Below are 20,170 nucleotides of genomic sequence, written 5' to 3' on the forward strand. Positions count from 1 at the left end.
AAATCCTCGTTTTTCGAAAGGTTTCTTTCTGGGTATCGTGGCCTGATGAACGCAATCGACCACGACGCAGCCGTCGACCATCGGTCCGTGATGGCCTCGCTGACGAATGAGGAGCGCAGCCGGCTGACCGGCAAATCGGATGGGCCGGGCCTTGTCCAGTTCGCGCTCCATCTCGGCGCGACCGTCGTCCTTGGCGCGCTGATCGCGGCCAAGGTGCCGTTCTGGCCGGTCCTCATGCTGCCGCAGGGCATTCTGATCGTCTTCCTGTTCACGCTGCTGCATGAAACGGTGCACCGGACGGCGTTCGAAACGCAGTGGTTGAATGATACCGTCGCGCGCTTCTGCAGCCTGGCAATCGCGCTGCCGGCCGACTGGTTCCGCTATTTCCATTTCGCCCATCACCGCTTCACCCAGGATCCCGAAAACGATCCGGAGCTGGCTTTCCCGAAGCCCGAGACGGTGCGGCAATACATCGTCCACGTCTCCGGCCTGCCGGTGTGGTGGGGGCATTTCAGGACGCTCTACACCAATGCGATGGGGCGCTGCCGCGACAGCTACGTGCCGCCCAAGGGGCTGCCGAAAGTAAAGGCCGAGGCGCGGGCGATGATCGCCTTCTATGTCGCCCTGCTGGCGCTTGCGGTCTGGTTCAAGGCGTCTGTGGTGCTCTATGTCTGGATCGTGCCGGTGCTGCTCGGCCAGCCGTTCCTGAGGCTTTATCTGCTGGCCGAGCACGGCCGCTGTCCCTTCGTCGCCAACATGCTGGAAAACACCAGGACCACACTGACAAACTGGTTCGTGCGCAAGCTCGCCTGGAACATGCCTTATCATGCCGAGCACCATGCCTATCCCGGCGTGCCGTTCCACCAGCTGCCGGAATTCCACCGGCTGATCGAGCGGCACCTCAAAGTGGTTGAGCCCGGCTATGTCAGCTTCCACGAGAAATATATCGGGGCGCTGCGGTAGGTGACCGACGCGTTAGAGAAACAGCGGATATCAGCCTGACTGGCGCAGCAGCGCCTGCGAGCGCAGCAGCCTGCCAATGTCGGGCGCCTTGGCCGGCACGCCGATCAGAAAACCTTGCGCTTCGCCGCAACCGGCTTTGCGAAGCATGTCGAGTTGCGCTTCGGTCTCGACCCCTTCGGCGGTGACGACGATGCCGAGCTCGGCGCCGAGCCCGATCACCGTGCGCACGATCGCCGCCGTGTCGCGCTTGTCGAGGTCGCGGATGAAGGAGCGGTCGATCTTGATCTTGTCGACGGGGAATCGCCGCAGATAGCCGAGCGAGGAATAGCCGGTGCCGAAATCGTCGAGCGCGATGCGCACGCCGAGGCCGCGCAACTGGCTCAGCGTCTTCAGCACCGCGTCGCTTTCGTCCATCATCACCGTTTCGGTGATTTCGAGCTCTAGGCGGTCGGCCGGCAGGCCGGAAAAGGCGAGCGCCGAGATCACGCTGCGGGCGAAGCCGCCGCTCTTGATCTGCGCCGCCGAGACATTGACGGCCATGCGCATGTCCCGCGGCCAATTGGCGGCGACGTTGCACGCTTTGCGCAGCGCCCAGTCGCCGAGTTGCACGATCAATCCGGTCTCCTCGGCGGCGGCGATGAAGTTTTCCGGCGATACCAGGCCGCGCGACGGCGAACGCCAGCGCATCAGGGCTTCCGCGCCGACGATTCTGCCGGAGCCGATATCGAGGATCGGCTGGAAATCCAGCTCGAATTCGCGCTTGGAGAGCGCTGCTTCGAGATCGGCCTCGAGCGCCCGACGCTCCCGCATCAGCGCATCCATGCCCGGCTCGAAGAAGCGATAGACGTTGCGCCCTTCGCTCTTGCCCCGGTAGAGCGCCATGTCGGCGTTGGTGAGCAGCGTGTCGGCATCGTGTCCGTCGCCGGGATAGAGCGCGATGCCGAGGCTCACGCCCACATGCATTTCGCGCCCCTTGTCGCGATAGGGCTTGCCGACGATCTCGACGATGCGCTTGGCGAGCTTTTCGGCGTCGGCGGCGCTCTTGATGCCCGACTGGATGATGGCGAACTCGTCGCCGCCGAAGCGCGCCACCACGTCCTTGCTGCCGCGCACGGCATGCTGCAGCCGCTTGGCGACGCATTTCAGCAGCCAGTCTCCGGTCGGGTGGCCGAATGTGTCGTTGACGGCCTTGAAGCGGTCGAGGTCGAGCGAGAGGATCGCCAGCGGCTTGGCCTTGGCCTTGCCGAGCGCCAGATCCAGCTTTTCGCGAAACATCGAGCGGTTGGGCAGGTTGGTCAGCGTGTCGTGATGCGCAAGATGCGTCATGCGCTCTTCGGCGCGCCGGCGCTCGGTGACATCCTCGAACGTCGCCACCCAGCCGCCGCCTCGCATCGTCTGGCGCACGACCAGGACCGTCCTGCCGTCGGTAAGCTGGCGATACGTCGAATGCATTTTTGTCGCCTTCAGGCTGGCCTCCGCCTTGGCGACCTCGCTGTCGACGTCAAGCTCGGTGTAGATGCCAAGTTCCAGCAGTCGCTCGAGCGCATCGCCATGGGTGGTCCCGAGCGGGAAATCCGCTGCAGTGATGTTAAACAGCTCCAGAAAACGTTTGTTGCGCACGATCATCCTGCCGTTGGCGTCGTACATCAGCAGGCCTTGCGACATGTTGGCGAGCGCGGCGTCGAAACGGCGGTGCTGCTCCTTCAGCTCCTGCTCGGCCCGTCGCTGCTCCGTTACATCCTCGTAGATCGACACCCAGCCGCCGACGGCGATCGGCCGGTGCGAAATGACGATGATGCGCCCGTCCGACAGAATTTCCTCGTAGGTCGAAGGCTTGGCGCCGTCGATGTAAGGCTTGCGGATGGCGTAAAGCTCGTCGGCGCTCTGCCCGGCGATGCCGATGTCGGCGCTGTGCTGCAGGATATCGAAGAAACGAATGCCGGGCTTCACCACTTTGGCGTCCAGGCGGAAGATGTCGATGTAGTTGCGGTTGCAGATGATCATCCGCTCGTCTGCGTCGAACATGCACAGCCCATGCGACATGTTCTCGACAGCCGCCGCGAAGCGCTCGTTCTGGGCGCGAAGTTCTTCCGCGATCCGCCGTGCCGGGCCAATACTGGCCGCTCTTCGCTTGCCGGCGACCGAACCAGTCTTGACATGTGCGCCAGGCATGAGCACGCCTTCGGACCGTGACCGAACGCAATACTGTCCTGCTCGCCGGTTAATTTAGCGTTCTTTAAGGGGTGGAATTCACCGCGAGCGAAGACTGGCGCCTGGTTTCCAGCGTCTTGAAACGCTTCAGAAAAGCTGTTTGCGCCCAGGTCACGGATTTTGGCGTGAAGTCGAAGCGGTCGGCGGAGAAGCCGCGCGGCCGGCCGAAATACTCGGTCGCCTCCGCCGTCGAGAAGCCGGCCAGCAGCGTGGCCTCGTAATAGGCGGCGATCTGGTCGGCGCGCTTGATGTCCTTGCGCAAAGCCGCGTTAAGCTCCGCCGGCAGCGAGAAACGCAGATGGATGGCGCGCTGCAGGCGCAACTCGCAGTCCTTGTAGGAGCCGCCCATCACCGATTTGAACGGCGAGATCATGTCGCCGATAACATATTCCGGCGCATCGTGCAGCAGCGCGGCGAGCCGCGCCTCGGCAGTGGCCTCGGGCGCCAGTTCGCCGTAAAGCGCTTCGACCAGCAGCGAATGCTGCGCGACGGAAAAGGCATGGTCGCCGCTGGTCTGGCCGTTCCAGCGGGCGACGCGGGCAAGGCCGTGCGCGATGTCAGCGATCTCGATGTCCAGCGGCGAGGGATCGAGCAGGTCGAGCCGCCGGCCGGACAGCATGCGTTGCCAGGCGCGCGGCGGCGCCCCGGCCCGGTCGGCCGCCATCAGGCCTCCTCCGCGCTGACCGCACCTTCAGGGAAGGTGAATTTCGCCCAGATGGGGATGGCAAGTGTCACAGGGATGTCGCCCGCCATGATCGCGTCACCGGCATCGACCGCCGCCTTGACGCGGTCGATGCGGGCAATCGCAAGACCGGTTTGGCCGCCAACAGACCCGAGCGTGCCTACCGGCCGACCGGCGACGGTGAGCTCGGTACCCGAAACGGGCAGCGGGCGATCGGCCGACGCGATCAGCACGCGGCGCCGCGCGGTGCCGCGATGCTGCATGCGCGAAACCACTTCCTGGCCGATATAGCAGCCCTTCTTGAAGCCGACACCGCCGGTTTCGTCGAGCAGCACGTCATGCGGGAAGGCGTCGCCGAGCTGGTAGTCGGAACCGCTCTCCGCAATGCCATGGCCGATGCGCAGCGCCAGCCAGGCGCCAGGATCGCCGCTGTCCCTTGCCTCGCCTCCATACGTGCGCCTGACCGCGACATCGTGAAAGCGTACATCGGCGAGCGCTGTTGAATCAGAAACTGAGGCGGTTGAATCATCACCCCATGCGACCGTCACAAGCACCTGATCCTGCTTGGCAATATCGGCCTTCGCCCGTAGCCGGTAAAGCATCAGCCGGCGCACGAAATCGTCGGCGATGTCGGCCCGGCTTTCCAGTTGGAAGCCGCTGTCGCCGGTGCGCGAGATCAGAAAATCGAACAGGATCTTGCCCTGCGGTGAAAGCAGCGCGCCGGGCTTTGCCTCGCCGGGCTTCAGCGTATCGAGATCGGTGGTGAGGATGTTCTGCAGGAAATGCTCGGCATCGGGGCCTGACACGGAAACGAGCGCGCGGTCTTTGAGGCGGGCAAAGGGCATGAGCGTAAAGTCGGCCTGATCTTGCAAAATGGTCGGCCATTACGTAAGCCGGCCACACTCCACCCGCAAGAGACTGGACCTGTCCATGGCGACCACCTTCGACCTCATCCTGACAGGCGGCACGGTGGTCAACCATGACGGCGAGGGCCGGCGCGACATCGGTGTGAAGGCCGGCCGCATCGCGCGGATCGGCAATCTCGGCCAGGCTTCGGCCGGCGAAACCGTCGACTGCACGGGCCTGCACATCCTGCCGGGCGTCGTCGACAGTCAGGTGCATTTCCGCGAGCCAGGACTGGAGCACAAGGAGGACCTGGAGAGCGGCTCCCGCGCCGCGGCGCTGGGCGGCGTCACCGCCGTCTTCGAAATGCCGAACACCAATCCGCTCACCACCAGCGAGGCCGCGCTGGCCGACAAGGTGCGGCGCGCCACGAACCGCATGCATTGCGACTTCGCTTTCTGGGTCGGCGGCACGCGCGACAATGCTCGTGATGTCGGCGAACTGGAACGGCTGCCGGGAGCGGCCGGCATAAAAGTGTTCATGGGCTCGTCCACCGGCGATCTTCTGGTCGAGGACGACGAAGGCGTCGCTTCGATCCTGCGCAACACCCGCCGCCGCTCCGCCTTTCATTCCGAGGACGAGTTCCGCCTGCGCGAACGGCTCGGCGAGCGCGTCGAGGGAGATCCGTCGTCGCATCCCGTCTGGCGCGACGAAATTGCCGCGCTGCGCTGCACGGAGCGGCTGGTGCGCATCGCCAGGCAGACACGCGCGCGCATCCATGTGCTGCACATCTCGACGGCCGAGGAGATCGTCTTCCTCGAACAGCACAAGGATGTCGCGACCTGCGAGGCGACGCCGCATCACCTGACGCTGACGGCTGACGACTACGCCAGACTGGGCACGCTGATCCAGATGAACCCGCCGGTGCGCGCCGCCCGCCACCGCGACGGCGTCTGGCATGGCATTTCAGAAGGCATCGTCGATGTTCTTGGCTCCGACCACGCGCCGCACACGCTGGCCGAGAAGGCAAAGACCTATCCGGCTTCGCCGTCGGGCATGACAGGGGTGCAGACCCTGGTGCCGATCATGCTGGACCACGTCAATGCCGGCCGGCTCACTTTGCAGCGCTTCGTCGACCTTTCCAGCCATGGTCCGCAGCGCATTTTCGGCATGGCCAGGAAAGGCCGCATCGCCGCCGGCTACGATGCCGATTTCACGATCGTCGATCTGAAGCGGCGCGAGACCATCACCAACGCACAGGCAGGCTCCAGGGCCGGCTGGACGCCCTATGACGGCAAAGAGGTCACCGGCTGGCCGATCGGCACCATAGTGCGCGGTACGCGCGTCATGTGGGAGGGCGAGATCGTCACGCCCGGTCAGGGCAGGGCGGTGGAGTTTTCCGAGGCGCTGCCGGCCTAGCCCTGCCAAGAATTGGATTTGTTAAGCGCTCTGCATTATCTTGAATGCACTATGACCGCGAATATTGCGCCGATCATTCCTGCGGAGTTTCCTGAGCTCCAGGCGCTCGCCTGGAACCGCGATGTCGCGCGTCCTATCCCCGCTAAAGAGGCCTTTGCGCTTTACGAACGCAACTGGCGCTTTGTCGACCAAAAGCGCCTTACGGCGCGTGAGAAGCTGCTTATCATGAAATTGGCCGACGAATTCGGCCACGGCATCCTTCTGACCACATCGTGATAACCCATCTTGTTGTCCTCGATACGCGCGATCACCGCGCCCGACAGGAATATTGCGGGTAGAAATCATGAAGGCGTTCGAAAAACCGGAACATAGGGTCATTGCCAAAGCCATCGGGCTGATGGATCGAGACTTTCTGACCGCCAACCAATGCTGGTTTGGCGGCGGCACAGCCATTGTTATGAAGCTGGGCGAGTATCGCCGGTCACTGGATCTGGATTTTCTTTGCGCCGACGCCGGCGGCTACCGCGAGCTGCGGACACGAGCATCGGAATTCGGCGTTCGAGCCTTTTTTCCGGAGCCCGTCGAAGCTGTTCGGGACTTTCAGATCGACCAATATGGCCTGAGGACGCTGGTTCGCCTGACGGATCAACCGATCCGGTTCGAAGTCGTCCGGGAGGGCCGCATCGATTTGCGTGGTCATTTTGACGACGATCTGGGGATACCGGCCCTTGTTCCTGCAGACATGTTTGCCGAGAAGCTGCTGGCGAATGCCGATCGATGCCAGGATCGTGCCGTCGCATATCGAGATGCCTTCGATCTCGGGATGCTGGTTAAAGCGTATGGGCAAATCCCAACCGAAGCCCTCGACAAGGCGCAAACTGCTTATGGACCCGACATCGAACGCAAAGTGGCCTGGGTGGTGGGTAAGCTCCGGGACAAAGGTGAACTGCGCGACGCAGCCGAGGTCTTGCAAATGGACCCTGCGGTGGGTGCCGACGCCATTTCGGCCTTGCGAGAGGAAGCGGCTCGCATCTGGCCGGAGGCCGGGAAGAGATAAGTTTCCCGCCTCAATCCCCTGCCACGAAGAACAGCCACTGTCCCGTCGGCGCAATGCCGACGCGGTAGAAGATGTAGGCGCCGAACTGCTTCATGTCGTCATAGTCGCTGGCCGTGACCAGCTTGAACAATTCGACGCGCTGCCTGGGATCGAGCTTGTCGAGCGGCAGCGCGAAGAAATACGGCCAGACATAGAGTTCCTGCGGCGTGCCGGTGTCGACATGCACATAGCCGGCCGAAAGCACCTCTTCCAGAATGGCGAGGATCTCCTGGCCGTCGCCGTCGCCCGAGAGGCCCTTGAGGAAGGTGACTGGGTCGCCGTCGATGTCGCCGAGCGATAGTTGCGTCATGGAATCGCCTTTGCCGATCAGCGGCCTCAGCTTCTCGATGTCGCCGCTTTTACAGGCCTCGATGATCAGCCCATGCATGCGCTTGACCGGCTCGGGTAGCGTATTGAGGTCGTAGACGACCGCGGGCGGCGGCGCGTCCGGATCAACGCGCGGGCTGGTGATGCCACCATTGGCGGGCGGCCTTTCCGGCTCTGACTTGTCGGTGTCGTCGGCCGGCTGGCCGTCCAAGGGTTTGGTGCCGGGCGCCTCCGGCATCGGCACGGTGGTGCCGGGCGCGGCGCTGTCGCCATTGGCGGGCGGGGTCACCGGCGAAGGCAGGTCCTCGCGCTGGATCTCGCTCAGCGCATAGGAAGGGGTGCTGCCGAGGCACAACAACAGCGCTAGGCAGGAAGCGGCGATCAGGATGCTGAGGGCCAGCCCGTGTGGCCGGCCTGAGATCGAAAATCTCACCGCTTGCCTCTCCGTGGTTTCCGGTTCGGTCCCGGCCGGCGCTTTGAATGTCCAGCGCACGGGCATGATGCCCAGAACGGCGCGTCCCCGTCAAAAGTCACGCTCAAAAAGTCGCTATCAAAAAGGGGACTAATGCTTAAGCCGTTCCGGCTCGAACGCCCCGGCGATCACTTTCTCGCGCATGCGGTCAAGCAGCGCCAGCGCCGAGGTCTCGCCATTGGCGCGCAACATCTCGCCGAATGCCGTCTCCAGCGCCGCTTCGGCGATGATTTCCGGTTCGATGCCAGCCGACAGGCCCTCGGCCCAGGCTTCGCTGTGGCTCTCCACGGCGGTCAGGCGCTTTTCTTCCCTGACCAACGCGTCGATGTCGCTGACACCATGTTCCATTGCGATGTCCACCCTTCGCAAGCGGCGATCCGAGGAGGATCGAGCTTGACCTTTATCGGCAGCCTAGAATAAGTATCTGTAAATACGACATTTTTACGGTCGCGATCTACGTCTCGAACAAGGCTGCTTTCAATTGATATTGAGCTTAGCCGATTAGCCCAGCTTGCGGCATCAAAACCTTCAGTTTGAGTTAATTCCGGATTTGTCCACTAACGTTTCATTAACGCTGTTGCGTAAGTGCAACACAGATTGCACCAGAGCGGGACAGGACACAATAACACACGCCATACTGGCGCCGGTTGCCGCCGAAATCCGCGTAAAACGTTGCCGCCGGACGAGCCGGGTTCAATTCCCGTAGCGGGAGGCGATGTCGCGCGACAGCGTCTCGCCTTCCTTCATGTAGCGCGCGATGGCCTCGGTCGCCGAAGGCGTGCATCGCGTGTAGGTGCCGCTGAAGGAGCGGTAGCCCCGATTGAACGAGGCGATGAAACGGGCGCGCCGGTCGGGATCGGGATTTTCCGACTCGAGCAGCTTTTCCATCTCGACCCGCCACTGGTCGCCTTTTTCGCCACAGAGATTGCGCAGGAAATGCAGCGATCCGAGCACTTCGGCCAGCCGCATCAGCCCGGGCTCGAAAGGCGCCTCGGCGGCGCGCGCCGGGGGTGCCGCTACAGCGACGCTGACAGCGAGGCACGCGGCGAGAAAAGCGGAAGCGCGGGTCATCAAAGCCTTGCGATGAAAGGGCAGGGCTTTGTGGCGAAACATTTTGTCGCCTGCAAGGCCATTCTGGATGCTCACCGCCTGGCGCCTTGCGCGGTACCGAGCAACTCCTCGGCGACCGAGAACACATCGCCGGCAAGGGGCATCCCTGCCATTTGCGCCAGCGTGTAGAACGCAGCGGTCTCGGCATCGTCGCTGGCAACGGGCTCGCCGCCGGAATAGGCAGCGCCGAACACGGTCAGCAGGTAGTCAACGGCGTGATTCTCGCCGCTGCCGTCGATATGGATGTCGCGCAGTGGGCGATAGCCTGTCGCCTCGAGCCCGGTCTCTTCCAGCAATTCGCGCGCTGCGGCCTCGGCCAGCGTTTCGCCCGGCTCGACCTTGCCGCCGGGATAGGCGTAGAGCCCTTGCGACGGCGCCCGCCCGCGCTTGACCAGAAGCACGGTGCCGTCGCGCACGACCGCAACGGAAACGGCCGGTATGATCTTGCGCTGTTCCATGCGTGGCGATCTTTCTGCAGCCTTTTGTGGACCGATTGGACGAATCCAGCTTTAGCCGTTGCGGCCCGGCGGTTCCATCGCCACTTTCATGGCGCATCAACTGACGAGCCCAGATCCATGTGCGGACGCTTTGCCTTGAGCGCTACGCCGGACCAGACCGCCGCCTTCCTTGGCCTGGCCGAGCTGGAGGAATTTCCGGCGCGCTACAACATCGCGCCGACACAGCCGGTGCTGATGGCGCTTGCCGGTCCGCAGCGGGAACCTGGTTCGAACCTGCCGGACCGTCAGGCGATGCTGGTGCGCTGGGGCCTGATCCCGGCCTGGGTCGAGGACACCAAGGCGTTTCCGCTGCTCATCAACGCCCGCTCCGAAGGTGTGCTGCAAAAAGCCTCGTTCAAGACCGCGATGCGCCACCGCCGCGCTTTGGTGCCGGCCTCCGGCTTTTACGAATGGCAGCAGTCGGGCTCGGCCAAGGGCCAGCCCTACTGGATCCGGCCGAAGCGAGGTGGGGTGATTGCCTTCGCCGGGCTGATTGAGACCTATGCCGAATCAGGCGGCTCGGAGATGGACACCGGCGCGATCATCACGACCGAGGCCAACGCCGGCATCGCCCATATCCATGATCGCATGCCCGTGGTCATCGAGGAACGCGACTTCGCCCGCTGGCTCGATTGCCGCACGCAGGAGCCGCGCGAGGTGCTCGACCTGTTGAAGCCCGCCGAGCCCGATTTCTTCGAGGCGATTCCGGTTTCCGACCAGGTCAACAAGGTCGCCAACACCGGGCCGGAGATCCAGCAGCACGGCATCGTTTCGCCACAGGCCGAAAAGCCCAGGCGCCAGAAACCCGGCGCGGACGAAAACCAGATGACTTTATTTTAGCGAAAGCTGCTTGATTCTAGCGAAGGCTGCTAGCCTCGAAAGGCTGCTTTAAGGCCTTCATCTCCAAGGCGCTCTTTGGCGCCCTCGTCGCCGGCGTCCCGTCGTTGGGCACCGTGCGGATTGTGCCTTTTCAAGCGGCGCGCGGCGAAACGATCTTCTGCGCGGGCTTCTTCTTCTTCGCGGTGTGGAGAAGGGCCGCGACGATCGCCGCCGGGCCGATCGCGCGGTAGTGGCTGGCGAGAGCCGGCTGCGCTTGTCGGTTCTGTTCCTGCTTGTTGCGAGGCATTGTTCTCTTCCCTGGTAACGGCTTCGTGTTCAGCGTTGGCGGCCGATTCGGACCAAATCGTGACACTTGGCGGGTCTAGCCGGCGAATGTTTCATTACTGTGCCGACATGTTTAATAAAATGTTTCGCCCTGTCTTTACCTGTGATCCAACGACATCTTTCCTGAGCGGAGCGACTTGACGGCAACACCCGCGGGCGCGATAAAGCCGCCCATGAAAACGTCTTTCGCCATTTGTGGCATTTGCATTATTGGCTAGCCTCGCGCTGGTCCGGACGTTTTCGCCTCATCTTTCCCCAGATCGGAAAAAACGCCCCGGCCAGCAGGCTGGAGCCTGATTTGCGCCAACGGCGCAGAGCTGGTTCCAGTGAACCCAAATTAAGGACCGGGACCGCATGTCTGACGCATCGAAGGGCCTCAGCCTCTACAACACGCTAACGCGGACCAAGGGACCTTTCGTCCCGATCGATCCGCAAAATGTGCGCATGTATGTCTGCGGCCCGACCGTCTACGACTTTGCCCATATCGGCAATGCGCGCCCGGCGATCGTCTTCGACGTGCTCTTCCGTCTGTTGCGCCATCTCTACGGCGAAACCCATGTCACGTATGTGCGCAACATCACGGATGTCGACGACAAGATAAATGCCAGGGCGCTCCGCGACTTCGGCGGCGACATCGCGGCCGGTAAGCTCTCGCTCAACGATGCCATCCGCAAGGTCACCGAAAAGACCGCCGACCAATATCACAAGGATGTCGCTGCGCTTGGCTGCCTTGAGCCGACCTTCGAGCCGCGGGCCACGGAGTTCGTGGCACCCCGCGCCGACGGCAAGGCCGACATGCTGTCGCTGATTGCGCAACTGATCGAGCGCGGTCACGCCTATGTCGCCGGCGGCGAGGTGCTGTTCGACACCGCCTCGATGCCGGACTATGGCGAGCTCTCGAAGCGCAATCTCGACGAGCAGCAGGCGGGAGCGCGCATCGCGGTCGACGCGCACAAGAAGAATCCCGGCGATTTCGTCCTGTGGAAATTGTCTTCGCCCGAAGAGCCCGGCTGGGAAAGCCCGTGGGGCAGGGGTCGGCCCGGCTGGCACATCGAATGCTCGGCCATGTCGGCGGCCTATCTTGGCGAGGTTTTCGATATCCATGGCGGCGGGCTGGACCTGATCTTTCCGCACCACGAGAACGAGATCGCCCAGTCGCGCTGCGCCCACGGCACCAAGGTCATGGCCAATGTGTGGATGCACAACGGCTTTCTGCAGGTGGAGGGCCAGAAGATGTCGAAGAGCCTCGGCAACTTCTTCTCGATCCACGAGCTGCTGGAGACCGAGACTTTCGGCGGCCGCGCCTGGCCGGGCGAGGTGCTCAGGCTGGCGATGCTGATGACGCATTACCGCGAGCCGATCGACTTCTCCGTGCGCAAGCTGGAAGAAGCCGAAAACACGCTGCGCAAATGGAAGCGCGCCGCCGACCTCGCGCCTGTGGCGGCAAAAGAATTGCCGGCCGAGGTGGTGGAAGCGCTGTCGGACGATCTCGCCACCTACACTGCCTTCCAGCGGCTGACGCAGCTCGCCGGCGAGGCGGTCGATGCCGGCGGCGACGTCGGGAATGGCGCAGCCGCCTCCCTAAAGGCAGCGCTGGCCTTTCTCGGCTTCGATACCGGCGCGGCCAAGGTGGACGAGGCGGCGGTCGCCAAGGCGATCGCCCATCGTCTGGAGTTTATCGCTGCCAAGAACTGGGCCGAGGGTGATCGAATCCGCAACGAGCTGCTGGCGCAGGGCGTACAGCTGAAGGACGGCAAGGACCCCGCCACGGGCGAACGCGTGACGACCTGGGAGATCAAGCGATGAGAATTCCTTGGCGATTGGCCGGCGCGTCCGGTTTCGCTAATCTCCAGCGGAAGGCGGTCTGAACATGGGCCACGACCGCGTTCCCCTTGGTCAGCGCAAGAACGCCAAGTCGATGCGGCGCGCAATGACCGATGCCGAGCTGAAGCTCTGGAACGAGTTGCGCGCGCATCGCTTGATGGGCATGAGCTTTCGACGGCAGGTGCCGATCGGACCTTACATTGTTGACTTCGCATGTTCAGCGCATCGACTCATAGTCGATGTAGAAGGCAGCCCGCATGCCGATGCGGAACACTCACGATATGACGAGGCAAGAAGTGCCTATCTAGCCGCCAGCGGCTGGACCACCCTGCGTTTCTGGAACGACGACGTGATCCGCGATATCGACAATGTCTGCCAGTACATCGTCATCGTGGCCGGCCTGGCCGATACGCCCGCGCCACAAACGGAGGAGCTCGTCCCGTGATCGATCATCTCGGCATCAATGTAACCGACTTCGAGAAATCCAAGTCCTTCTACGACGAGGCGATGGCGCCGCTGGGGGCTTCGCTGCTCTATATGGTGCCTGAGCAATATACCGGCGGCGCCAAAGTTGGCGGCTATGGTCGCGACCGGCCGGTGTTCTGGCTGAGCGACAGCACGGACAAGCCGAGATCCACCCAGCACGTCGCCTTCACCGCGCGCAGCCGCGCCGAGGTCGATGCCTTCCATGCGGCGGCGCTTGCCGCCGGGGGCAAGGACAATGGCGGACCGGGTCTGCGGCCGCACTATCACCCCAACTATTACGGCGCCTTCGTCTTCGATCCCGACGGCAACAATGTCGAAGCGGTATGCCATGACCCGGAGTAAACCCTTGACCAGGAGTGAGCGATGAGCCTCGACAACCGGCCGGTCTATACAGGCGGCTGCCAGTGCGGCGCCGTGCGCTTCCGCGTCGAAGGCGCGCTGGGGGACGCCTCGGTCTGCCATTGCCGCATGTGCCAGAAGGCGAGCGGCAATTTCTATCTGCCGCTGGTGTCGGTGCGCGGCGCCACGCTTGACTGGACGCGCGGCGAGCCGAAACGCTTCCGCTCGTCCAATGCCGCCTGGCGCGGCTTCTGCGCCGAATGCGGCACGCCGCTGACCTTCGAGGCACCTGACGGCATCGCGCTTGCGATCGCCGCCTTCGACGACCCGACCGGCATCGCGCCCGCCATCCAGTGGGGGGTCGAAGCAAAACTTCCTTATGTCGACGGCATCCCCAAACTGCCGTCCGAGGAGACGATGGGCGATGTCACGTCCGCGCCTTACCTCGCCGAGCTCGTCTCCTATCAGCATCCCGATCACGACACCGAGCAATGGCCGCCGGAGGAAAGACCATGACCGACCAAGTTCGAACCGGCGGATGCCAGTGCGGCGCCGTGCGCTTCCGCGTGCACGGCAAGCTTGGGCGCCCGTCCATCTGCCATTGCCGCATGTGCCAGAAACAGTTCGGCAATTTCTTCGGCGCGCTGGTGACGGTGCCGAAGGACGGCGTCGAGTGGACCCATGAGGAGCCGAGCTATTTCCAGTCCTCGGTCAACATCGACCGCGGCTTCTGCGCTCGCTGCGGCACGCCGCTGACCTACCGCCAGCCCGGCTCGCTGGAGATCGCCATCGGCGCTTTCGACGACCGCTCCGACCTCGCGCCGCAGATCCAGGTGAATTATGCGGTTCGATTGCCCTGGGTGGAAAAGATCTTCGAGGCTCCGATCCTTGACGACCCCGATTTCTATCGGCGGCAGGAGCAGATCATCTCCTTCCAGCATCCCGACCACGAGACGGCCAACTGGCCGCAGCACGGCTTGAAACTATGACGATCCATGGCAGTACCTTGCGCACGCTCTATCCTGAGATCGAGCCGTTCGAGTCCGGCATGCTCGATGTCGGCGACGGTCACACCGTCTATTGGGAGCGCTGCGGCAGCAAGGGCGGCAAGCCCGCCGTGTTCCTGCATGGGGGCCCGGGCGGAACGATCTCGCCGAAGCACCGGCGCCTGTTCGACCCGAAACTTTACGACGTCATCCTGTTCGACCAGCGCGGCTGCGGCAAGTCAATGCCCAACGCCTCGCTCGAGGCCAACACCACCTGGCATCTCGTCGCCGATATCGAGCGCCTGCGCGAGATGGCGGGCTTCGACAAATGGTTGGTGTTCGGCGGTTCCTGGGGTTCGACGCTGGCGCTCGCTTATGCCGAGACGCATCCGGAGCGCGTCAGCGAGCTCGTTTTGCGCGGCATCTACACGCTGACCCGCGCCGAGCTCGAATGGTATTATCAGTTCGGCGTCTCCGAGATGTTTCCCGACAAATGGGAGCGCTTCCTGGCGCCGATCCCCGAGGCCGAGCACGGCGACATGATGGCCGCCTATCGCAAGCGGCTGGTCGGCTCCGACCGCAAGGCTCAAATTCAGGCCGCCCGCGCCTGGAGCATCTGGGAAGGCGAGACGATCACGCTGCTTCCTGAGCCCGAGACCAGCGACCCGTTCGCCCAGGACGACTATGCGATCGCCTTCGCCCGCATCGAGAACCACTATTTCGTCCATGCCGGCTGGCTGGAGGAGGGGCAGCTTTTGCGCGACGCCTGGAAGCTGAAGGACATCCCCGGCACCATCGTCCACGGTCGCTACGACATGCCCTGCCCGGCGAAATATGCCTGGGCGCTGCACAAGGCCTGGCCGAAGGCCGATTTCCACCTCATCGAGGGGGCCGGTCACGCCTATTCGGAGCCCGGGATTCTGGACCGGCTGATCCGGGCGACGGATCGGTTCGCGGGGAAATAGTGATGCACGTCGCTCTCCACGGTGAGGGATCGCAGCCTTTCGAGCTACAGCCATGACAAAGCAACGCCTCTATCTCTTCGACACGACCCTCCGCGATGGCCAGCAGACACCGGGCATCGACTTTTCCGTCGAGGACAAGATCGCGATCGCCAAGCTGCTCGACGACTTCGGCATCGACTATGTCGAGGGCGGCTATCCGGGCGCCAACCCGACCGACACGACCTTCTTTCAGAAGAAGCGGACGGAGAGCGCGAAATTCGTCGCCTTCGGCATGACCAAGCGGGCAGGTGTCTCGGCTTCCAACGACCCGGGGTTGGCGGCGTTGGTGCAGTCGAAGTCCGACGCCATCTGCTTCGTCGCCAAGAGTTGGGACTATCATGTGCGCGTTGCGCTCGGCTGCACCAACGAGGAGAATCTGGAATCGATCAAGACCTCGGTCGAGGCGGCGGTCGCTTCGGCCAAGGAGGCCATGGTCGACTGCGAGCATTTCTTCGACGGCTTCAAGGCCAATCCTGATTACGCGCTGGCCTGCGCCAAAACAGCCTATGACGCCGGCGCGCGCTGGGTGGTGCTGTGCGACACCAATGGCGGCACGCAGCCTTCGGAAGTGCGCGAAATCGTCGGCAAGGTGATCGCGCACGGCATCCCGGGCGATCATCTCGGCATCCATGCCCATGACGATACCGGCCAGGCGGTGGCGAATTCACTCGCCGCCGTCGAAGCCGGCGTGCGCCAGATCCAGGGCACGCTGAACGGCATCGGCGAACGCTGCGGCAACGCCAATCTCATCTCCATCATCCCGACGCTTTCGCTGAAGCCCGCCTTCGCCGATCGTTTCGAAACCGGCATTTCGACCGAGGCGCTGACCGGAATCTCCAGGCTCTCCCGCGCCTTCGACGAATTGCTCAACCGCGCGCCGGAAGCCCAGGCGCCCTATGTCGGCTCCTCCGCCTTCGCCACCAAGGCCGGCATCCATGCCTCCGCTTTGGCCAAGGAGCCGGCGACCTATGAGCATGTGCCGCCGGAAGCCGTCGGCAACCGCCGCCGCGTCATGGTCTCCGACCAGGGCGGCAAGGCCAATTTCCTCGCCGAGCTGAAGCGGCGCGGCATCGATGTGCCGAAAGACGATCATCGGCTCGACTCCCTGATCGCCGTCGTCAAGGAGCGCGAGGCGGAAGGCTATGCCTATGAGGGCGCCGACGCCTCGTTCGAGCTGCTTGCCCGCAAGATGCTGCACGGCCTGCCGGAATTCTTCAATGTCACGTCCTTCCGCTGCATGGTCGAGCGCCGCTTCGACGCCAACGGCAATCTGAAGACCGTCTCCGAGGCAATCGTGAAGGTGGAGGTCGACGGCGAGGAGAAGATGTCGGTGGCCGAAGGCCACGGCCCGGTCAATGCGCTCGACATCGCGTTACGCAAGGATCTCGGCAAGTACCAGAGCGAGATCGTCGACCTCGAGCTCGCCGACTTCAAGGTGCGCATCCTCAACGGCGGCACCGAGGCCATCACTCGCGTTCTGATCGAATCGCATGATTCCACTGGAGCCCGCTGGTGGACGGTCGGGGTCTCGGAAAACATCATCGACGCGTCCTTCCAGGCGCTGATGGATTCGATCGTCTACAAGCTGATGAAGAACCGCGACATGGCGGGACTGGTGGCCGCGGAGTAGGTCGCCGCCCTTTCCTCGCCCCCACAAAGTGGGGGAGAGGTGGCCCGGCGAAGCCGGGACGGAGAGGGGGACGCCCCCGCGAAGCCAGGGTGGATGCAAGAGAGGGCGCGAGGCTGGTCACCAGAATACTTATCCCGAAGCGGTGATTGTCAGCCGCCGCGCCGACCCCTCTCCGTCCCGGCTTCGCCGGGCCACCTCTCCCCACTCCGTGGGGCGAGGAACTGCGAACCATCACAAAAAGTCCGTTGATCCATCATAATTTTGTGATGGTCTTGGCCGGCCCTCTGGGCCATAGCGTTAGGCCATGGTCACCGCTACAGCCGATCTCGATCAGGATGCCAAGGCCCGGCGCGGCTTTCTCTTGGCGCTCGGCGCCTATTTCCTCTGGGGGCTCTTGCCCTTCTACATGAAGGCGGTGGCGCATCTGCCGCTTGCCGAGGTGATCGCCAACCGCGTCGTCTGGTCGGTGCCGATCGCCGCGGCGGTGCTCATCTGGGCCGGCCGCACCGCCGACTTCAAGGCGGCGATCCGCTCGCCGAAAAGCCTTGCCATGGCGGCGCTGACGGCGGTGCTGATCTCGATCAACTGGGGCATCTATGTCTGGGCGATCGCGGTCGACCGCACTGTCGAGACCGCGCTCGGCTATTACATCAACCCGCTGGTCAGCGTCGTCGTCGGTGCTGTGCTGCTCGGCGAGCGGCTCGACAGGCTGCAGATCGCCGCGGTGGCGCTCGCCATGATCGCGGTGACCGTGCTCACAGTCGAGGCCGGAAAATTGCCCTGGGTATCGCTGGCGCTCGCCTTCTCCTTTGCCGCCTACGGCTTCTTCCGCAAGACGCTGCCGATCGGCCCGAGCCAGGGTTTTCTGCTCGAGGTGCTTTTGCTGTCGGTGCCGGCGCTTTGCTACATCGTCTACCTGATCACCACCGGCCAGGATCATTTCATCTCCAGCACCGGTTCCGACACAGCATTGCTGATCGGCTGCGGTCCGGTCACCGCGGTGCCGTTGCTGCTGTTTGCCTTCGGCGCCAGGCTGCTGCGCCTCTCCACCATCGGCATCATGCAATATATCGCGCCGACCATGGTGTTCCTGATCGCCGTGCTGATCTTCGATGAACCGTTCGGCACCACGCAGGCCATCGCCTTCGCACTGATCTGGACGGCGCTGGCGATGTATTCGTGGTCGATGTTCAGGGGCCGCGAGGTCCGCCCGCCGGCGCCCGCAACAAGATAGGCAAGCGCAATGGTTCTCCGTCTGAAATTGCGTTGACCGCGGGAAGGGGCGTCAGATGTACGTTCTGCATATCGGCAACAAGAACTATTCGTCCTGGTCGCTGCGGCCATGGCTGCTGATGCGCGTCCTCGACATTCCCTTCGAGGAGCGGCTGACGCCGTTCCCGACCGGATCGAGTTTCGACGTCTACCGACAATTCTCGCCTAATGGCCGGGTGCCCTGCCTGGTCGATGACGGCTGGGCGGTCTGGGATTCGCTCTCGATCGTGGAATACCTTGCCGAACGCCACCAGGGCGTCTGGCCGGCGGAGGCGAAGGCGCGCGCCTGGGCGCGCTCGGCCGCCGCCGAGATGCATTCGAGCTTCACCGCGATGCGCAATGACTGCCCGATGAGCTGCGGCGTGCGCGTCGAGCTTTCGCCCGTGTTCGGCGCGCTGAAGCACGACATCTTCCGCATGGGAGATTTGTGGAACGACGGCCTTGCGCGTTTCGGCGGGCCGTTCCTGGCCGGCGACCGTTTTGGTGCCGTCGATGCCTTCTTTGCTCCCATCGCGTTCAGGGCGCAGTCCTATGGCCTGACTTTCGAAGGCGAAGCGGCCAAATATCCGCGGCGGCTGCTCGACCTGCCGGCCATGCGTGAATGGTACGCGGCCGGACTTGCCGAGAGGTGGCGCGAACCCGGCCACGAAGCCGAAGTCCAGGCCGCCGGCGCGATCGTCGAGGATTTGCGGGCAACCGCCTGAAGCGCTACACGCGCCCCAGCCGCCGCACGATCATATAGATGATGCCGGCGATGACGACCGAGATCGCCGTCACCACCCAGAATCCCAGCGGCGTGCCGACCAGCGGCAGCCCGCCGACATTCATGCCGAACAGGCCGGAGATGATGGTCATCGGCAACAGCACCGCCGTCATGACGGAGAGGATATAGAGCAGCTGGTTCGACTGCTCGGTCAGCTTGGCCATCAGCTCGTCCTGCAACAGGCGTGTGCGCGCCTGCAACTGCTCGCCGTCGTGATGCAGAGTGTGAGCCCGGTGCGAAAGCCGGGTCGCCATGTCGTTGATCGGGTCGGGCAGTTCGTTGCGATGCGAATGATCGAGATGGCGGAAGAGGCTGGTGAGCGTCGCCATCTGCCGGTGGATCAGCACCAGTTGCCGGCGCGCGTCGACCAGCGCCTGGCGCTCATTGTGCCATGCATCGCACACGATGCGGTCCTCGATGCCGTCGAGCGTGTCGCCCATCTTGTCGAGTTCGGCCGCCATGCCGTCGAGCGACTGGCCCATCACCGCCTCGATCAGCTCGGCCGGCGTGCGGAATTTTCGCGTGCCGCTCTCGACCAGCTTGCGGACCTTGTCGACCGATTCCAGCGGCTGCTTGCGGGCGCCGACCAGCACCCTGTCGTTGAAAGCGAAACGGAAATGCGTGAGCCCGCGCGCCTCGGCGAAATCGTGCCTGAGGTCGGGCAGGTCGCCATAGAGGAAGTCGTCCTCGAAATCGATCTGGCAGCCATGGCTGGGCGACAGGAAAGCATCGCGCACCGCCGCCGGCAAGGCCTGCTCGGCGCCGATCTCCTGGCGGGCGCGCATGTCGTTGATCTGGTAGCTGCGCCAGCTCCAGTGCGCCTCGGCCGGATCCTTGGTGCGGCTACCGTCGGCCTTGAAATGGTAGATGAAGAACAACCCGTGCTCGTCCGGCAAATAGGGCGAGAGATCGGTGCCTTCGGCGGGGAGGGCGATGTTCATGGCGGCTGCGCCGGCTCTTGGGTGCGGTCAGGGGTCGCGGAGGGCGGCCACGGCAAACCTACCATGGCGGTTGCCGCCTGGTGTGACAGTTTGGTGACTTATGACTGCAGCTGCGTCACTCTCGACAGGGCTGTCCTATCA

The 20,170-nt window shown here is 63.6% G+C and carries 23 protein-coding genes; 14 read left to right on the forward strand and 9 right to left on the reverse strand.

From position 1 onward, the window contains the following. The first annotated feature begins 45 nt into the window (after nucleotides 1-45). On the forward strand, nucleotides 46-963 hold the full coding sequence (locus O7A05_RS28805) for a fatty acid desaturase family protein (protein ID WP_337096508.1): 918 nt from the start codon (nucleotides 46-48) through the stop codon (nucleotides 961-963). A 30-nt stretch (nucleotides 964-993) separates the two neighbouring features. Here the strand turns inward: O7A05_RS28805 and O7A05_RS28810 are convergent, their stop codons facing one another. From O7A05_RS28810 to ygfZ, 3 genes are all read right to left on the reverse strand, one after another. Then, nucleotides 994-3,135 carry a putative bifunctional diguanylate cyclase/phosphodiesterase gene (locus O7A05_RS28810; RefSeq protein ID WP_337096510.1) on the reverse strand — a complete coding sequence of 714 codons (2,142 nt, stop codon included), beginning with the start codon at nucleotides 3,133-3,135 and terminating at the stop codon, nucleotides 994-996. 64 nt (nucleotides 3,136-3,199) lie between these two features. Next, nucleotides 3,200-3,838: a YfbR-like 5'-deoxynucleotidase gene (locus O7A05_RS28815; protein WP_224512480.1), complete on the reverse strand. Its 639-nt coding sequence runs from the start codon at nucleotides 3,836-3,838 to the stop codon at nucleotides 3,200-3,202. After that, complete coding sequence (gene ygfZ / locus O7A05_RS28820) at nucleotides 3,838-4,701, reverse strand: CAF17-like 4Fe-4S cluster assembly/insertion protein YgfZ (protein WP_337096512.1); 864 nt, start codon at nucleotides 4,699-4,701, stop codon at nucleotides 3,838-3,840. Before ygfZ ends, O7A05_RS28815 begins: the two co-directional genes overlap by 1 nt. 85 nt (nucleotides 4,702-4,786) lie before the next feature. Here ygfZ and O7A05_RS28825 point away from each other — a divergent pair, with 85 nt between their 5' ends. The 3 genes from O7A05_RS28825 (at nucleotide 4,787) to O7A05_RS28835 (ending at nucleotide 7,175) form a co-directional block, all read left to right on the forward strand. Then, a complete protein-coding gene (locus O7A05_RS28825; protein WP_337096513.1) occupies nucleotides 4,787-6,118 on the forward strand; it encodes a dihydroorotase in 1,332 nt (443 codons plus the stop codon). A 51-nt stretch (nucleotides 6,119-6,169) separates the two neighbouring features. Beyond that, entirely contained in the window at nucleotides 6,170-6,394 is a 225-nt protein-coding gene (locus O7A05_RS28830) for a hypothetical protein (protein ID WP_112095792.1), read from the forward strand. Nucleotides 6,395-6,461: 67 nt separating this feature from the next. Next, a complete protein-coding gene (locus O7A05_RS28835) occupies nucleotides 6,462-7,175 on the forward strand; it encodes a nucleotidyl transferase AbiEii/AbiGii toxin family protein (protein WP_337096516.1) in 714 nt (237 codons plus the stop codon). A 10-nt stretch (nucleotides 7,176-7,185) separates the two neighbouring features. Here the strand turns inward: O7A05_RS28835 and O7A05_RS28840 are convergent, their stop codons facing one another. The 4 genes from O7A05_RS28840 to O7A05_RS28855 form a co-directional block, all read right to left on the reverse strand. Next, the gene (locus tag O7A05_RS28840) at nucleotides 7,186-7,974 is read right to left on the reverse strand and encodes a hypothetical protein (RefSeq protein WP_337096518.1); all 789 of its coding nucleotides are present in this window, start codon (nucleotides 7,972-7,974) and stop codon (nucleotides 7,186-7,188) included. 129 nt (nucleotides 7,975-8,103) lie between these two features. Beyond that, a complete protein-coding gene (locus O7A05_RS28845; protein WP_040984202.1) occupies nucleotides 8,104-8,361 on the reverse strand; it encodes a hypothetical protein in 258 nt (85 codons plus the stop codon). Between the two features lie 345 nt (nucleotides 8,362-8,706). After that, a complete protein-coding gene (locus O7A05_RS28850) occupies nucleotides 8,707-9,084 on the reverse strand; it encodes a TIGR02301 family protein (RefSeq protein ID WP_337096555.1) in 378 nt (125 codons plus the stop codon). A 71-nt stretch (nucleotides 9,085-9,155) separates the two neighbouring features. Next, on the reverse strand, nucleotides 9,156-9,581 hold the full coding sequence (locus O7A05_RS28855) for an NUDIX hydrolase (RefSeq protein ID WP_337096524.1): 426 nt from the start codon (nucleotides 9,579-9,581) through the stop codon (nucleotides 9,156-9,158). 117 nt (nucleotides 9,582-9,698) lie between these two features. On the opposite strand from O7A05_RS28855, the gene O7A05_RS28860 reads away from it, so the two are divergent. Next, a complete protein-coding gene (locus O7A05_RS28860; RefSeq protein WP_337096525.1) occupies nucleotides 9,699-10,460 on the forward strand; it encodes an SOS response-associated peptidase in 762 nt (253 codons plus the stop codon). A 130-nt stretch (nucleotides 10,461-10,590) separates the two neighbouring features. Here the strand turns inward: O7A05_RS28860 and O7A05_RS28865 are convergent, their stop codons facing one another. Further along, nucleotides 10,591-10,746 (reverse strand): hypothetical protein, encoded by a 156-nt coding sequence (locus tag O7A05_RS28865; RefSeq protein WP_224512488.1) that lies wholly within the window; start codon nucleotides 10,744-10,746, stop codon nucleotides 10,591-10,593. Nucleotides 10,747-11,138: 392 nt separating this feature from the next. On the opposite strand from O7A05_RS28865, the gene cysS reads away from it, so the two are divergent. From cysS to O7A05_RS28910, 9 genes are all read left to right on the forward strand, one after another. Continuing rightward, nucleotides 11,139-12,590: a cysteine--tRNA ligase gene (gene cysS, locus O7A05_RS28870; RefSeq protein ID WP_337096527.1), complete on the forward strand. Its 1,452-nt coding sequence runs from the start codon at nucleotides 11,139-11,141 to the stop codon at nucleotides 12,588-12,590. Nucleotides 12,591-12,654: 64 nt separating this feature from the next. Next, nucleotides 12,655-13,053, forward strand: a complete 399-nt coding sequence (locus tag O7A05_RS28875) for an endonuclease domain-containing protein (protein WP_337096528.1) — start codon at nucleotides 12,655-12,657, stop codon at nucleotides 13,051-13,053. Then, entirely contained in the window at nucleotides 13,050-13,436 is a 387-nt protein-coding gene (locus O7A05_RS28880) for a VOC family protein (protein ID WP_337096530.1), read from the forward strand. The genes O7A05_RS28875 and O7A05_RS28880 overlap by 4 nt, the downstream gene beginning before the upstream one ends. 21 nt (nucleotides 13,437-13,457) lie before the next feature. Continuing rightward, complete coding sequence (locus O7A05_RS28885) at nucleotides 13,458-13,949, forward strand: GFA family protein (RefSeq protein WP_337096531.1); 492 nt, start codon at nucleotides 13,458-13,460, stop codon at nucleotides 13,947-13,949. Continuing rightward, the gene (locus tag O7A05_RS28890) at nucleotides 13,946-14,422 is read left to right on the forward strand and encodes a GFA family protein (protein WP_224512493.1); all 477 of its coding nucleotides are present in this window, start codon (nucleotides 13,946-13,948) and stop codon (nucleotides 14,420-14,422) included. Before O7A05_RS28885 ends, O7A05_RS28890 begins: the two co-directional genes overlap by 4 nt. Further along, nucleotides 14,419-15,384, forward strand: a complete 966-nt coding sequence (gene pip, locus O7A05_RS28895) for a prolyl aminopeptidase (protein ID WP_337096533.1) — start codon at nucleotides 14,419-14,421, stop codon at nucleotides 15,382-15,384. The genes O7A05_RS28890 and pip overlap by 4 nt, the downstream gene beginning before the upstream one ends. 52 nt (nucleotides 15,385-15,436) lie before the next feature. Further along, entirely contained in the window at nucleotides 15,437-17,053 is a 1,617-nt protein-coding gene (gene cimA, locus O7A05_RS28900; RefSeq protein ID WP_337096534.1) for a citramalate synthase, read from the forward strand. 304 nt (nucleotides 17,054-17,357) lie between these two features. Then, complete coding sequence (rarD, locus tag O7A05_RS28905) at nucleotides 17,358-18,287, forward strand: EamA family transporter RarD (RefSeq protein WP_337096535.1); 930 nt, start codon at nucleotides 17,358-17,360, stop codon at nucleotides 18,285-18,287. Between the two features lie 55 nt (nucleotides 18,288-18,342). Beyond that, nucleotides 18,343-19,029: a glutathione S-transferase gene (locus tag O7A05_RS28910; RefSeq protein ID WP_337096536.1), complete on the forward strand. Its 687-nt coding sequence runs from the start codon at nucleotides 18,343-18,345 to the stop codon at nucleotides 19,027-19,029. Between the two features lie 4 nt (nucleotides 19,030-19,033). On the opposite strand, the gene O7A05_RS28915 is transcribed toward O7A05_RS28910, so the two are convergent. Next, nucleotides 19,034-20,029 (reverse strand): transporter, encoded by a 996-nt coding sequence (locus tag O7A05_RS28915; RefSeq protein ID WP_337096537.1) that lies wholly within the window; start codon nucleotides 20,027-20,029, stop codon nucleotides 19,034-19,036. Nucleotides 20,030-20,170: the final 141 nt, after the last annotated feature.

This window comes from Mesorhizobium argentiipisi (SeqCode) (assembly GCF_037179585.1).
Classification (GTDB): Bacteria; Pseudomonadota; Alphaproteobacteria; order Rhizobiales; family Rhizobiaceae; genus Mesorhizobium; species Mesorhizobium argentiipisi.

Bases quoted from the DNA above. Each gene is read 5' to 3' on its own strand.
- O7A05_RS28850 (WP_337096555.1), bottom strand. From the start codon at position 9,084: ATGACCCGCGCTTCCGCTTTTCTCGCCGCGTGCCTCGCTGTCAGCGTC.
- O7A05_RS28915 (WP_337096537.1), bottom strand. From the start codon at position 20,029: ATGAACATCGCCCTCCCCGCCGAAGGCACCGATCTCTCGCCCTATTTG.
- pip (WP_337096533.1), top strand. From the start codon at position 14,419: ATGACGATCCATGGCAGTACCTTGCGCACGCTCTATCCTGAGATCGAG.
- O7A05_RS28835 (WP_337096516.1), top strand. From the start codon at position 6,462: ATGAAGGCGTTCGAAAAACCGGAACATAGGGTCATTGCCAAAGCCATC.
- ygfZ (WP_337096512.1), bottom strand. From the start codon at position 4,701: ATGCCCTTTGCCCGCCTCAAAGACCGCGCGCTCGTTTCCGTGTCAGGC.
- O7A05_RS28865 (WP_224512488.1), bottom strand. From the start codon at position 10,746: ATGCCTCGCAACAAGCAGGAACAGAACCGACAAGCGCAGCCGGCTCTC.
- O7A05_RS28825 (WP_337096513.1), top strand. From the start codon at position 4,787: ATGGCGACCACCTTCGACCTCATCCTGACAGGCGGCACGGTGGTCAAC.
- cimA (WP_337096534.1), top strand. From the start codon at position 15,437: ATGACAAAGCAACGCCTCTATCTCTTCGACACGACCCTCCGCGATGGC.
- O7A05_RS28855 (WP_337096524.1), bottom strand. From the start codon at position 9,581: ATGGAACAGCGCAAGATCATACCGGCCGTTTCCGTTGCGGTCGTGCGC.
- O7A05_RS28805 (WP_337096508.1), top strand. From the start codon at position 46: ATGAACGCAATCGACCACGACGCAGCCGTCGACCATCGGTCCGTGATG.
- O7A05_RS28910 (WP_337096536.1), top strand. From the start codon at position 18,343: ATGTACGTTCTGCATATCGGCAACAAGAACTATTCGTCCTGGTCGCTG.
- O7A05_RS28890 (WP_224512493.1), top strand. From the start codon at position 13,946: ATGACCGACCAAGTTCGAACCGGCGGATGCCAGTGCGGCGCCGTGCGC.
- O7A05_RS28885 (WP_337096531.1), top strand. From the start codon at position 13,458: ATGAGCCTCGACAACCGGCCGGTCTATACAGGCGGCTGCCAGTGCGGC.
- O7A05_RS28815 (WP_224512480.1), bottom strand. From the start codon at position 3,838: ATGGCGGCCGACCGGGCCGGGGCGCCGCCGCGCGCCTGGCAACGCATG.
- rarD (WP_337096535.1), top strand. From the start codon at position 17,358: ATGGTCACCGCTACAGCCGATCTCGATCAGGATGCCAAGGCCCGGCGC.
- O7A05_RS28830 (WP_112095792.1), top strand. From the start codon at position 6,170: ATGACCGCGAATATTGCGCCGATCATTCCTGCGGAGTTTCCTGAGCTC.
- O7A05_RS28875 (WP_337096528.1), top strand. From the start codon at position 12,655: ATGGGCCACGACCGCGTTCCCCTTGGTCAGCGCAAGAACGCCAAGTCG.
- O7A05_RS28810 (WP_337096510.1), bottom strand. From the start codon at position 3,135: ATGCCTGGCGCACATGTCAAGACTGGTTCGGTCGCCGGCAAGCGAAGA.
- cysS (WP_337096527.1), top strand. From the start codon at position 11,139: ATGTCTGACGCATCGAAGGGCCTCAGCCTCTACAACACGCTAACGCGG.
- O7A05_RS28860 (WP_337096525.1), top strand. From the start codon at position 9,699: ATGTGCGGACGCTTTGCCTTGAGCGCTACGCCGGACCAGACCGCCGCC.
- O7A05_RS28845 (WP_040984202.1), bottom strand. From the start codon at position 8,361: ATGGAACATGGTGTCAGCGACATCGACGCGTTGGTCAGGGAAGAAAAG.